Genomic DNA, 13,079 nt, shown 5'->3' on the forward strand with positions numbered 1-13,079 from the left:
CCGCTTCGGCACCGGTTGCCCTCCGTGGCGATCTTGACGGCTCGCGCCGGGTGCTGGAACGAGAATTGCGCACCCTGCCTCGCTCGTGCGCAGCGTCGAATCCTCCACGAACATCGCCGTTCCGAAATCCAGCAGCGTCTCCCGGGAGCCGAGTCGCGTCATGAACAAGGAAGTTCCACCGCCGATCGAGCGCCCCTTGACCCGCTGGCCGGGCGAAATGGCGGAGCGCATCGCCGCATTCGACTGGAGCGACACGGCGCTCGGCCCACGCGAAACGTGGTCGGCGAGCCTCGTCGCCGCGATCAATATGCTCCTCGCCTCGCCTTCTCCGCTCGTCATGCTTTGGGGACACGAAGGCACGATGGTCTACAACGACGCCTACGCGGTTTTCGCGGGCGGCCGGCATCCGTTCCTGCTCGGCAAACCGGTCGAAACCGGCTGGCCAGAGGTGGCGGCGTTCAACCGCAATGTCGTCGATACGTGCCTCGCCGGTGGAACGCTGGCCTTCCAGGACAAGCAGCTCGTGCTGTATCGCGAAGGTCACGCCGAAGACGTCTGGTTGGACCTGAGCTACAGCCCGGTTTTCGAAGACGACGAGCGGCCGGCGGGCGTCATCGCCATCGTGTTCGAAACGACCGCGAAGGTGCAGGCGGAAAGGCAGCGCAAGGTGGCCGAAGACGCGCTGCTGCAACTGACCCAGACACTGGAGCAGCGCGTCGCCGAGGAGGTGGGCGCGCGCGTGGCAATGGAGGAGCGGCTGCGTCAGGCACAAAAGCTGGAGGCGATCGGCAGTCTCACGGGCGGCGTGGCGCACGACTTCAACAACGTCTTGCAGGTCATTTCCGCCAACCTGCAACTCATCGAGCTTTCCACGCGAGGCAACGTCGCGCTCGAGCGGCGCGTGGCGGCGGTCAGCAACGCGGTGTCGCGCGGCGCGAAACTCGCCGCGCAATTGCTGGCCTTCGCACGCAGGCAACCGCTCGCGCCGGCCGTTCTGAATCCCTTCCGGCTGGTCGAAGGCATCGCCGAGATGCTTCACCGGACCTTGCCGGAGACGATCGAACTCGCCATCGTGCCCGCGCAGGAGAGCTGGAATATCTGTGCAGACCGAAGTCAACTGGAAAGCGCGCTGTTGAATCTGGTCATCAACTCGCGCGACGCGATAGACGGACCGGGACGCATCTGCGTTTGTCTCGCGAACATCGATGCAGGCAACGACGAACTGGCGCGCCGCGACGGCGTGCCAGCGGGCGAATATGTGCGTCTGTGCGTTTCGGACTCGGGCAGCGGCATGCCCGACCACGTGAAAGCGCGCGTGTTCGAGCCGTTCTTCACGACCAAGGCCGAGGGCCAGGGGACGGGACTGGGCTTGAGCATGGTGCACGGGTTCGTGGCGCAGAGTTCGGGCCACGTTGTCATCGAAAGCGCGCAAGGCCAGGGCACGACCGTCAACCTCTATTTCCCGCGCAGCCTGGAGGCGGAATACGACGCTTACAAGCCGACCGTTGCGAGACAGGAGCGCGGCGGCGAGACCATTCTCGTGGTCGAAGACGATGCCGACGTGCGCATTGCCGCGATCGAAATGCTGGCCCAGCTCGGCTACAAGGTGCTCTCCGCGCAAGATGGCGAAAGCGCGCTCAAGCTGATCCAGAGCGGCCAGCGTTTCCACCTTTTGTTCACGGATGTCGTGACGCCGGGCACGGTGAGAAGCAGCGAACTGGCTCGTATTGCGAGCGGGCCGCCGTATTACGCCGAGGTCCTGTTTGCCTCTGGCTACACGCGCGACGTCATTTTCCACGACGGCAAGCTCGACGAAGGCGTCGCGCTCATTAGCAAGCCTTATCGATACGACGAGCTTGCCGTTGCGGTGCGCAATGCGCTCAACAAGACCGACTGACGCAAGCTCAGGTCTTCAGCCCGATCTGCATGCGTCCGAGTGGCGTCAGGTCATCGACTGTTGCGCGCCCGAGGAAATCGACTTCGAAATGATCCGTCGGGAAGTCCGGCGGACTCTTGCCCTCGAGGAAGCTCGGCAGTTGCCGCGCGAGATACGCGTCGTTCTTGGCGCAGGACGGCGCCGACGCGATGTACATCACGTTGCTGTAGCCCTTGCCGCGATGCGCATCCTCCACGGCATGAATGACGTCGCTGTGCCAGAAGACGGTATCGCCCGGTTGCATCAGTGGGATCGACGAAAGCGCGTGGAAAAGCGGCGCGTGATACTCCGGCTTGATCGAGAGCGCCCGGCCCGGCATCGCGCCGCACAGGTCGTCGTCGGCAATGTCGTCCTGCAGCGCGCGCAGCAGGATGTAGACCATCGCGTTCGCAATAGGCACGAGTTGCAGCGTGCCGTCGCCGGGGCCTTGCTGCGTGAGCGCCGTCCAGCCCTGAAACGTGCGGAACATCGAGCAGACAGCGGGTGATGGAATCTCTTCGACCGCGGTGCGCCACGCCGCATCGAACGCGTCATAGTCGCGCCAGTTTCCGGAGAACACGTGGCGGTAGACCTTGCGGAAGTTTGCTTCGATCCAGCGCTCGACTGAACCACCGTCGCAATGCGCGGAAAGCCCCAGCGACTCGGAGCCTGGCGGCCGGCGGCGCAGCCGGTCTGCATAAACCGGCACGTGATCCGGGTCGAAGTGCACGCGGCCTTCGCTCTCGGTGCGCCACAGCCGGTTCAGGAACACGCGCGCCTGCGTGAGTTCCGGCGACTGGCGCGCCAGCACTTGCGGCTTCGACCAGTAGACACCGTAGATCTGCGGCTTGCTCGAGGCCAGCTGGCCGAAGTATTTGTCTTCGGCGCGATGAAGCAGCTTGCGGTCGAGATCGTTGCGCTCGACATAGTCGGCAATCTCGTTGTCCCACTGCTCCACGAGCGAGCGGTCGAAGACCTTGCGGATGACACAGGCGCCGCGCGCCTTCACGAGCGCGATCTGCTCCGCGCTCACCCGGTTGCCGACGATGTCCGCGAAGGCGATTTCGGGGATAACCGGCTCACCCCGGTCGCGAAGCTGGGCAATGCGATGCGCCTGTTCGTGCATGGCCGATTCGACCTCGGCGAACACGGCCTGGTAGTTGGGCAGTTTTTCCCGCAGTTCCTGCTTGGCCTGGCGGATAGCCGCGGGCAGGTCGTCGATATGCAAAGCCATGTCGTTGTCTCCACCTTGGTGATTTCGAATGATGGGAGCGTACGCCGGCGCAGCCTTGGCCGGTGATATTATCAAGTCAATCTTTTTGTAGTTTCGGCCATGAAAGCAGCGTACGAGCACGTCGACTTCGGCAGCAGGTGTTCGGTGCGGGTTTACCACCGGCGCTTGCCGCGCATTCCGTTCGAGTGGCATCACCACCCGGAATACGAACTCACGCTGACGATGAACAGCCAGGGCAAGCGCTATATCGGCGACTCGGTCAACGTTTATGGCGCCGACGATCTCGTCCTGGTCCCGCCGGACATGCCGCACACGTGGTCGTCCAATCGCTCGATCGACCCGGCGGATTCGCAGGTCGCCATCGTCATCTGGTTCGAAGGCAGCTGGGTGCAGCGCCTCGCCGACGTTTGCCCGGAATACGCGAACCTGCGCAACCTGCTGCGTCGCGCGGCCTGTGGACTGGTCTTCGAAGAGGGCGCCGGCGCGCACATGCGCGGCTATCTCGACCATCTTTTGTCGGCGGACCCGCGCGGGCGTCTGGCTGCCGTGCTGGAGATCCTCGCCTGGCTGTCCGATTTACCGGCTACCCAGCTGGCGACGCCCAGCGCGTTCGAAGGCCGCGTTGGCGCGTCTTCGGGCTACGAGCCCGAGCAACTGAACCGGGTGCTTGCGCTGATCGAAACGCAGTTCTCGCAACCCTTGCGGCTTTCGACGCTCGCCAAGGCCGCGGGTCTGTCCGAACGCACGCTGACGAGACATTTCGTGCAGCACACGGGCGAAAGCGTGGGGCAGTACATCGCGCGGGTGCGAATCGGCCACGCCTGCCGGCTGTTGTCCGACACGCAGATGCCCATCTCCGTGATCGCCACCCGCTCGGGGTTTCCCAACGCCGCGAATTTCAACCGGCAGTTCAAGGCCACGAAAGCGTTGACGCCGGTGGCCTACCGACAACAATTCAAGGGTGCAAAGCTTGACGAGGATCATGCTGCGCCGTCCCTGACCGAGCGCTCGCCTTCTCTCGAGCCTGCGCGGCGGATGGCGGGCGTCAAGCCCCGGTTGCGCCGGGCCTGAGGTCCCGAACGCGGGGTTGAGCCATCGCAAACGGACCGAGGCTAACCGTAAGCCAGTCGCAATGATTCGCTATGCCTGCTCGCGTCAGCGATTTCCCTGGAGTGCTGTCATTAGCGCCAGGAATGTGGTGATATAGCGAAAAATCGCACGGTCGGACAGAAAATTCACGCTCGATAAGAAATGCCCAAACAAAGGAGACAGTCCATGAGGATGTTGCGCTCGTTGCTGGTTGGTGCGGTGGTATCGTCGTCGTTGTCGGGAGGGGCCGCGCAAGCGCAGACGGTCAAGATTGCCTTTATCGATCCGCTGTCCGGCTTGATGGCGTCACTCGGAACAAATCAGCTGCACAGCTGGCAATACACGGCCGAATACGCCAACGAGCACAACTGGGCAAACGGCACGAAGTTCGAGGTGGTCGGATTCGACAACAAGCTTTCGCCGCAGGAAAGCCTGACCCTGCTGAACCAGGCTGCCGACCAGGGCATTCGCTATATCGTGCAGGGCAACGGCTCGTCGGTCGGCCTCGCGCTGGAGGATGCGGTCGCCAAGTACAACTCGCGCAATCCGGGCAAGGAAATCGTCTACCTGAACTACGCCGCGGTGGACCCGGCCATGACCAACGCCCGGTGCGACTACTGGCACTTCCGCTTCGACGCCAACGCCGACATGAAGATGGATGCGCTCACCACGTTCCTCGCGCGCGACAAGGACATCAAGAAGGTCTACCTCATCAATCAGGACTACTCGTTTGGACACGACGTTTCGCGCGTGGCGCGCGAGGACCTGAAAAGCAAGCGCCCGGATATCGTGATCGTCGGCGACGATTTTCATCCGCTCGCGCGCGTGAAGGACTTCTCGCCCTACACCACCAAGATCAAGGCGTCCGGCGCCGACACGGTGGTCACGGGCAACTGGGGCAGCGACCTCGCATTGCTCGTGAAGGCGAGCAAGGACGCGGGCGTGACGGCCAACTTCTACACCTATTACGCAGGCACGACCGGCGTGCCGACGGCCATGGGCGCGTCTGGCGCCGACCATGTGAAGTACGTGGGCGTGTTCGGCCCGAACACGGCGAACAACCCGCCCGTGGTTGGGCAGATCATCGAGGGCTACAAGAAGAAGTACAACGACGACTATTACCTGGCGACGGCCTATGCCGCCATCGAAATGCTGAGCAAGGCGATGAACGCAACGAAGTCGACCGATCCCGTCAAGGTGGCCAAGGCCATGGAGGGCATGACGGTCGACGGCATGAACGGTCCGGTGGCGATGCGCGCTGCCGATCACCAGGCGCAACAGTCGCTCGTGATCGCGACATGGACCAAGGCGGACGGCAAAACGGTAAAGTACGACCAGGAGAACACCGGCTATGGCTGGCGCACCGACGTCCAGCTTGGGCCGACCGCGGCAACGCAGCCGACCACTTGCCAGATGAAGCGCCCGGGCTGAACGTGCTCTCGCTACGACACTTCACAAGGATCATCGGGCAGTGGAATTCCTGACCATCTCTCTGTTGAACGGCATCGGCTACGGGCTGCTGCTGTTCATGCTTTCCTCGGGCCTCACCTTGATCTTCAGCATGATGGGCGTGCTCAATTTCGCGCACGCCAGCTTTTACATGCTCGGGGCCTACTTTGCCTACACCATTGCCAGCAAGATCGGTTTCTGGCCGGCGCTCGTGGTGGCGCCGGCGCTCGTGGCGTGTGTCGGCGCGCTCGTCGAACGTTTCGGCTTGCGCACCGTGCACAAGTATGGGCATGTGGCGGAATTGCTGTTCACCTTCGGCCTGTCATATCTGATCGTGGAGGGCGTCAAGCTGGTCTGGGGACTGGCGGCGGTGCCGTACGCCATTCCGCCCGAACTGAACGGGGCGCTGTTCAAGGTGTACACGTCGGAGTTTCCGAAGTATCGCGCCTTCATGATGCTCATCTCGATCGCCATGCTCGCGGCGCTGTATCTGCTGTTGACACGCACGCGCATCGGTCTCGTCATTCAGGCGTCGCTCACGCACCCGGAAATGGTCGAGGCGCTCGGGCACAACGTGCAGCGCGTGTTCATGCTGGTGTTCGGCGGCGGCGCCGCGCTGGCGGGCCTCGCCGGCGTGATTGGCGGCAACGCGTTCGTCACGTCGCCTTCGATGGCCGAGTCGGTCGGCACCATCGTGTTCGTGATCGCCGTGGTGGGCGGCATGGGTTCGCTGCCGGGCGCGTTCATCGCGTCGCTGCTGATCGGCATCATGCAGACCTTCGCCGTCACGATCGATGCCTCGCTCTCCGATCTGTTCTCACTCGTTGGCGTGACGGTCACGGACGGCACGACGCTCTCGTCGCTGTGGCGCATGCCGGTCTCGCAGGTCGCGCCGATTCTGCCTTATCTGCTCATGGTGCTCATGATGATCCTGCGACCGCGCGGGTTGCTCGGCAAGCGGGAGGGCTGACCGATGAAACCGCTCATTCAGGCCAGCGCCGGTTCGGCCATGCAACGCCGCGGATGGCTGCAATCTGCGCATTCGCTGCGCTGGATCATTTGGGGCGCCACGGTGCTCGTGATGCTGGTGCTGCCGCTCGTGTTTTCCAGCGGCTTCGCGATCGCGCTGCTGTCGCAGATGGGCATCATGGTCATCTTCGCGCTCTCGTACAACATGCTGCTCGGTCAGACCGGCATGCTCTCGTTCGGGCACGCGGTGTACTCCGGGCTCGGCGCATTCGTCGCGGCGCATGTGCTCAACCAGATCGGCGCGAGCCATTTCCCGTTGCCCGTTTCGTTGTTGCCGCTGTTCGGCGGGCTCGGGGGCATGCTGTTCGGCGTGCTGTTCGGCTACGTGACCACGCGCAAGTCGGGCACCACCTTTGCGATGATCACGCTCGGCATTGGCGAAATGGTGGCGGCGAGTTCGCTGATGTTTCCCGGGTTTTTCGGCGGCGAGGGCGGGGTGCCGACCAATCGCACGGTTGGCCATGCGGTGCTGGGCATCACTTACGGCCCGGCGATCCAGGTGTACTACCTGATCGCAGTGTGGTGTCTCGTGTCGATGATCGCCATGTACGCATGGACGCAGACACCGCTCGGTCGTATCGCCAACGCCGTGCGTGACAACCCCGAGCGTGTGGAATTCGTCGGGTACAACACGCAGCGCGTGCGCTTTTTCGTGATGGTCCTTTCGGCGTTCTTCGCCGGCATTGCGGGCGGCCTCTCGGTGATCGACTTCGAGATCGTGACCGCGGAGAACGTCGGCGCCGCGCAGTCCGGCGGCGTGCTGCTCGCGACGTTCATCGGCGGCGGCGCGTACTTCTTCGGGCCGATCATCGGCTCTATTTTGTTCGTGCTGTTTGCGGTCGCGTTGTCCAATCTCACGCCGGCATGGTTGCTATACCTCGGCCTTTTCTTCGTGCTGGTGGTGATGTACGTGCCGGGCGGCGTGTCGAGCCTGCTGATGAAGCAGGTCCCTCTCATCGCGGCGCGCAAGCTGCACCGCATGCTGCCGTCCTATGCGGCGGCGTTGGGCGCCGCGCTGATTTTGCTTGCTGCGCTCGTGCTGACGGTCGAACTCGTCTACAAGGTGCAGATCGATAGCGACAACGGCACGGCCATGGCGTTCTTCGGCCTGAACTTCGATGCCGCGTCGTGGAAGCCCTGGACCGTCGCCGCGGTGCTGTGGGCGCTGGGCGCACAGGCGGGACGCCTCGCGGCTGCGCGGGTGCGCGACGCGTGGGATGGCGTGCAACGGGAAATCGCAGGGAGCAACGTATGACGGCCGCACTGGAATTGCGTGACGTGCGCAAGAATTTCGGGCGCACCGAGATCATTCGCGGTGTGGACCTGAATATCGCGAAGGGCGAACGTCACGCGCTGATCGGTCCCAACGGCGCCGGCAAGTCGACGACGTTCAACCTGATTTCGGGGCGCATGGCGCCGAGTTCCGGCACGGTCAAACTCAACGGCGTCGAGATCGGCGGGCTGCCGCCGTACAAGATCAACCGCATGGGGCTCTCGCGCAGCTTTCAGGTGACGAACATTTTTCACCGCCTTTCGGTGTTCGAGAATTTGCGCTGCTCCGTGTTGTGGTCGCTCGGCTACCGGTATTCGTTCTGGCATCGCCTCGAGCAATTGCGCGACGCGCGCGAACGCGCCGAAGCAGTGCTCGAACTGATCGGCCTGCAGGGCCGCCACGACACCCTTGCAGGGCTGCTGACTTACGCCGAGCAGCGGGCGCTCGAAATCGGCATCACGATTGCGGGCGGCGCCGAGGTGATCCTGCTCGACGAACCCACGGCGGGCATGAGCCGCTCGGAGTCGGATCATGCAGTGGAGCTGATTCGCCGGGTCACCGTCGGCAAGACGCTGGTGATGGTCGAGCACGACATGAGTGTCGTCTTTGGCCTCGCCGACCGCATTTCGGTGCTCGTGTACGGCGAGGTGATCGCCACGGACACGCCGCAAGCCATCCGTAACAACCGCCGCGTGAAGGAAGCCTATCTGGGCACCACGCTGGACGAACCCGCAGGTGCACATTGATGGCGACCGCCAATTCCATGCTCCAGGTGCGCGACCTGCACGCGTACTACGGCAAGAGCCATATCCTGCACGGCGTCGAGATGCAGGTGGGCGAGGGCGAGATCGTCGCCTTGCTCGGGCGCAACGGCGTGGGCCGCTCGACGCTGGCCAAAGCCATCATGGGGCTGGTGCGGTGCGAGGGGCAGATTCTGCTGCGCGGCGAAGAAGTGCGCGGGCTGCGCACCTTCGAGGTTGCGCACCGGGGCATCGGCTACGTGCCGGAGAACCGCGATATCTTCCCGACGCTCACCGTGCAGCAGAACCTGATGCTCGGCGAAAAGCGCAACCGCTCGCGCCAGAAGCCGCGCTGGCAGTTCGACGACATGTACCGGATGTTCCCGCGCCTGAAGGAGCGCGAGGACACGCCCGCGGGCCTGCTGTCAGGCGGCGAGCAGCAGATGCTGACGCTGTGCCGCACGCTCATGGGCGACCCCGACCTCATCATCATCGACGAGCCGACCGAAGGGCTCGCGCCGCTCGTCGTCGCGCAGGTGGGCGAGTATCTGAAGACGCTGAAGGCGCGCGGCATTTCGGTTCTGCTCGTCGAGCAGAAGCAGGCCATTGCGCTCGATATCTCGCAGCGCGTGTACGTCATGGGGCACGGCCAGATCGTGTTCGAGGGGACGCCGCAGCAGTTGAAGGCCGATGCGCGCGTCCGCCAGGAATGGCTGGAAGTGTAGGGCGCGCTTCGATCGTTCGCCCTGCCGAAGCAGTTCCGCTTAGCGTGCGGGCAAGTTACCCGGTGAGTACACAGGCTGCTGGCCGGCAGCGCCAAAAAGATCTTCGGGTTGATCGTTCATACGCTGCCGTATGCTGTCGTTGACGACCATGCCTGCCGGGAAGGCCCGCGCGCCCACTCCCGCTGCCAGCCAGACAGGATCCGCAACCCATTCCCGGTGTCGCGGCCCCAAGGGATTGGATTGGACGGCAACGGGGGGATGAAGGGCGAACTTCAAACCCACGTCAGTCTGCTGCAACCTGTCCGCGATCCAGACCAGGGGGCCGTCGGAGAGGCCGTGATCGGCATAGCCGCCGCCGACATCGCAATGACCGCCTGGAAAGAGCGCTTGCGTCACGTTCGGGTTGGGATTCCACAGCGTCGGCTCGAACGGCCTGCGTTGCTCGTCGAGCGAGACGGCGTGCACGCCGAGGCCAATGTCCGGGTTGAGCGTCAGATCGCAGAACCGGAACAGATCGATGGCGGAACCCTCATAGTAGAGTGGAATACCGAGCGAACCCACCGTATCCCAAACCGCGACTGCAGTGACTTTTGCGTCCACGAACGAGTTGGCGTCCAAAGGCTTCGGTTCGGAGAAGGCGCGATGGATCGTCAAGAACTCCACCACGCCGTCTGCGATCTTCTGGAACGTCGTATCGTGGCCGTGTCTCCATCGATACCACGCCGCCACCGCGGTGTCGTAACGATTCTGATCGTCGATGGCAGCGAGATCCGGCCGCAGCAGACCCTGTCCTGCAATTAGTCCCGCAAGGGCTCGCGCGGTGTACGCGCCGCGGCTGAATCCGACGATCACGATGCTGTCGCCCGGTTCGAAATTGCGCGAAATATACGTATAGCCACGCGCGATGCGGGCGACGACACCGACGCCAAACGCGCCGCCGGCGACTTTATCGACCAGTTGCTGGGAATTTCCGACCCCGTGAATATACTTCGCGATTTGTACGGGTTTGCCGTTTGCGTCTGCAAGGGCCTTTTCCATCTCGACGCCACCCCAGTCGGTTCCTTCGGGCAGCATGTTTCCATCGAGCCACGCGAAAAGCTTGCATACGTTGGTCAGTGCCGGCTGACACCCTGCCACGGCGTCAGGCGCGCCGCCATCGCCTTTTCCTGCCGGATCGTCGGGGCCGTTCCACGTGCCGTCTGCGCAAAAGACTATCGTTTTGGACATCGCTGGCTCCTCACACGCAATCCAGTCGCAACATACGGAACGTTTGTTCGCAATCCTGAGTATCGTCCCGGTGCGTTACCTCAGCCGATGCGGCATCGCGTGCGGTGCGCGTGCCGAACGTCAGATCTACAAATATAGCTTCTGCGCCCCGGATTGCGAGGTCGGGAATGTACGATGGCGCACGTATGACAGGGGACGGTAGGGCTCGCAGCGGCTGGATCAGCTGCTGTGAACGGGCTAGGTCAGGATGTCCGGCATTTTATCCGGTAGCCCTCGGCTCCATGAACGTATGGCGGAAATATTCTCTCACCGCATGCATGGCCGGGCTCAGTTCCATGTTCTTGCGCCATGCCAGACCAACGCTCATCGCGGGTACAGGATCGAGCAGCACGATCGTCTCGATGCGTCGACCTTCGAGCGACCACGGACGATAGACCATATCGGACAGAATGGCGACGCCAGACCCATTCGCCACCATGCTGCGAACAGCTTCAACCGACGAAGTCCGGAGTATCACATTCGGCCGCCATGGCGTCTCGTTCCAGTAGCGCATCGCCGTTTGCGCAGCCTCGTCTACCGTCAACATCACAAAGGGCTCGTCTGCCACTTCGGAAAAGGTCACGCTCTCTCGCCTTAGCAGCGGATGGTGGGCGGCAACCCATAGCCGGCGCACGGAATGAATCATGGGCTCCAGAGCAAGCTCGGGGTTCGACACGTTCGACGTGAGGAGCACGGCCATGTCGTATTGCCCGCTAATCAAGCCCTCTTCGATGGCGTCGCGATTCAACTCATGCAATTGAATGGTCAGGCGGGGGTACAGCGCATTCAGCCGTTGTATGTGATGCGGCAGGAAATATCCCAACACCGTATAGCTCGCCGCGATAGCAAGCGTGCCGGTGAGCGTGCTCTCGAGGTTGGGAATCCGCATGGCCTCATCCACCGACGCGAGAATGGTGTACGCGTGATTGAGAAAGCGACGGCCGGTGTCGGTCAACGTGACGCCTGCGGCGTTACGCACGAAGAGCTGAGTGCCCAAACTCTCTTCCAGCTCCTTGATTGCACTCGTCACTGCGGACTGAGATATGGTCAGATGAATCGCCGCTTGGGAAAGCTGTCCAAGCTCGGCAGTCGCGACGAAATACTTTAGTTGTCTGAGGGTAAGCGCCATCTTCGAAGTCAAACCGCTGGACGTCAGAGTGAGGTCATCACGCGGATGCTATCGAAAAAATCGATACCAACGCATACAAAAATAAAACTTTTTTGGCTAACCCTGTCCGTATAACCTCCATTTCACATTGGTTGGCGTGCGCGTGGAGACGCCCGACCGCTCAAATCTGGAGGGGAAACAGTATGAAGAAGCAGTGCGTCGACCTGAACTCCGATATGGGAGAAGGCTTCGGACCGTGGCGAATCGGCGATGGTGTCGACGAACAGATCATGCCGCTCATCAGCTCGGCGAATATCGCCACCGGCTTTCACGCCGGCGATCCCAACATCATGGCGCGGACGGTACAGATGGCGCAGGAGGCTGGCGTGGGTATCGGTGCGCATCCGGGATTTCGCGATCTGGTCGGTTTCGGCCGTCGAAACATCGCTGAAACGCCTCAGGCGCTGGTCAACGACATCCTTTATCAACTTGGCGCGCTGCGTGAGTTCGCACGCCTGCATGGCATCCGGCTGCAGCACGTGAAACCGCACGGTGCGCTCTACATGCACGCAGCGCGCGACGAGGCATTCTCGCGGCTCTTCGTTGAAACGCTGCAACAACTCGATCCCAATCTGTTGCTCTTCTGCATGGAGTCGTCTGCGACGTACCGCATCGCGCGCGAGATCGGGCAACCGGTCGTCCGGGAGTTTTACGCCGATCGCGACTACGACCGCAGTGGTTCGATCGTATTCATCCGTCGCGTCGGTCGTCTCGATCCCGAACAGGTCGCCGATAAGGTCCTGCGAGCGTGTACGGAAAGCAAAGTGCGGACGGTCGATGGAGACGATATCGACATCGACTTCGACTCCGTTTGCATCCACAGCGACACGCCCGGCGCACTGGAGCTCGTCCAGCAGACTCGCGAGCGGCTCGTTCGGGAAGGGATTCGAATTACCGGGCCGCAGGCGGCGACGACAAAGATCTAAATCAATTCAAGGAGAGACATGATGGCACTGCACGATATCGTCAGCCCCCTGCCGGGCACGTTCTACCGGCGCCCCTCGCCAGAGGCGCAGTCCTACGTCGCCGTCGACTCCGCCGTTGAGGCCGGCACGATCATCGGCCTCGTCGAAGTGATGAAACAATTCACCGAAATCGAGAGCAGCGTCTCGGGCCGCGTAACCGAGCTTCTCGTCGAGGACGGAGAGCCTGTGGACGCTGGACAGGTGCTGATGCGTATCGAGGAGTGAA

At 62.6% G+C, this 13,079-nt stretch carries 12 protein-coding genes; 9 read left to right on the top strand and 3 right to left on the bottom strand.

Annotated features, from left to right (window positions below; genetic code table 11):
- The first annotated feature begins 160 nt into the window (after positions 1-160).
- Positions 161-1,897 carry an ATP-binding protein gene (locus tag M3A49_RS29465; RefSeq protein ID WP_266232154.1) on the top strand — a complete coding sequence of 579 codons (1,737 nt, stop codon included), beginning with the start codon at positions 161-163 and terminating at the stop codon, positions 1,895-1,897.
- Between the two features lie 7 nt (positions 1,898-1,904).
- Here the strand turns inward: M3A49_RS29465 and M3A49_RS29470 are convergent, their stop codons facing one another.
- Positions 1,905-3,149, bottom strand: coding sequence for a DUF1479 domain-containing protein (locus tag M3A49_RS29470; protein ID WP_266232155.1), 1,245 nt, complete (start codon positions 3,147-3,149; stop codon positions 1,905-1,907).
- Between the two features lie 99 nt (positions 3,150-3,248).
- Here M3A49_RS29470 and M3A49_RS29475 point away from each other — a divergent pair, with 99 nt between their 5' ends.
- The 6 genes from M3A49_RS29475 (at position 3,249) to M3A49_RS29500 (ending at position 9,454) form a co-directional block, all read left to right on the top strand.
- On the top strand, positions 3,249-4,220 hold the full coding sequence (locus tag M3A49_RS29475; protein WP_266232156.1) for an AraC family transcriptional regulator: 972 nt from the start codon (positions 3,249-3,251) through the stop codon (positions 4,218-4,220).
- Positions 4,221-4,424: 204 nt separating this feature from the next.
- Complete coding sequence (locus tag M3A49_RS29480) at positions 4,425-5,669, top strand: branched-chain amino acid ABC transporter substrate-binding protein (protein WP_266232157.1); 1,245 nt, start codon at positions 4,425-4,427, stop codon at positions 5,667-5,669.
- Positions 5,670-5,709: 40 nt separating this feature from the next.
- Positions 5,710-6,657 carry a branched-chain amino acid ABC transporter permease gene (locus tag M3A49_RS29485; RefSeq protein WP_254356402.1) on the top strand — a complete coding sequence of 316 codons (948 nt, stop codon included), beginning with the start codon at positions 5,710-5,712 and terminating at the stop codon, positions 6,655-6,657.
- Positions 6,658-6,696: 39 nt separating this feature from the next.
- Positions 6,697-7,971 (top strand): branched-chain amino acid ABC transporter permease, encoded by a 1,275-nt coding sequence (locus tag M3A49_RS29490; protein WP_266232201.1) that lies wholly within the window; start codon positions 6,697-6,699, stop codon positions 7,969-7,971.
- A complete protein-coding gene (locus tag M3A49_RS29495; protein ID WP_266232158.1) occupies positions 7,968-8,735 on the top strand; it encodes an ABC transporter ATP-binding protein in 768 nt (255 codons plus the stop codon). The genes M3A49_RS29490 and M3A49_RS29495 overlap by 4 nt, the downstream gene beginning before the upstream one ends.
- A complete protein-coding gene (locus M3A49_RS29500) occupies positions 8,735-9,454 on the top strand; it encodes an ABC transporter ATP-binding protein (protein WP_266232159.1) in 720 nt (239 codons plus the stop codon). Before M3A49_RS29495 ends, M3A49_RS29500 begins: the two co-directional genes overlap by 1 nt.
- 39 nt (positions 9,455-9,493) lie before the next feature.
- On the opposite strand, the gene M3A49_RS29505 is transcribed toward M3A49_RS29500, so the two are convergent.
- Positions 9,494-10,681 (bottom strand): DUF2235 domain-containing protein, encoded by a 1,188-nt coding sequence (locus M3A49_RS29505; protein WP_266232160.1) that lies wholly within the window; start codon positions 10,679-10,681, stop codon positions 9,494-9,496.
- A 259-nt stretch (positions 10,682-10,940) separates the two neighbouring features.
- Positions 10,941-11,849 (bottom strand): LysR family transcriptional regulator, encoded by a 909-nt coding sequence (locus tag M3A49_RS29510; RefSeq protein ID WP_028202843.1) that lies wholly within the window; start codon positions 11,847-11,849, stop codon positions 10,941-10,943.
- Positions 11,850-12,031: 182 nt separating this feature from the next.
- Here M3A49_RS29510 and M3A49_RS29515 point away from each other — a divergent pair, with 182 nt between their 5' ends.
- On the top strand, positions 12,032-12,814 hold the full coding sequence (locus M3A49_RS29515; protein ID WP_266232161.1) for a 5-oxoprolinase subunit PxpA: 783 nt from the start codon (positions 12,032-12,034) through the stop codon (positions 12,812-12,814).
- A gap of 21 nt (positions 12,815-12,835) precedes the next feature.
- Positions 12,836-13,078, top strand: coding sequence for an acetyl-CoA carboxylase (locus tag M3A49_RS29520; RefSeq protein WP_254356450.1), 243 nt, complete (start codon positions 12,836-12,838; stop codon positions 13,076-13,078).
- Position 13,079: the final 1 nt, after the last annotated feature.

Source organism: Paraburkholderia sp. CNPSo 3076, assembly GCF_026343935.1.
Classification (GTDB): domain Bacteria; phylum Pseudomonadota; class Gammaproteobacteria; order Burkholderiales; family Burkholderiaceae; genus Paraburkholderia; species Paraburkholderia nodosa.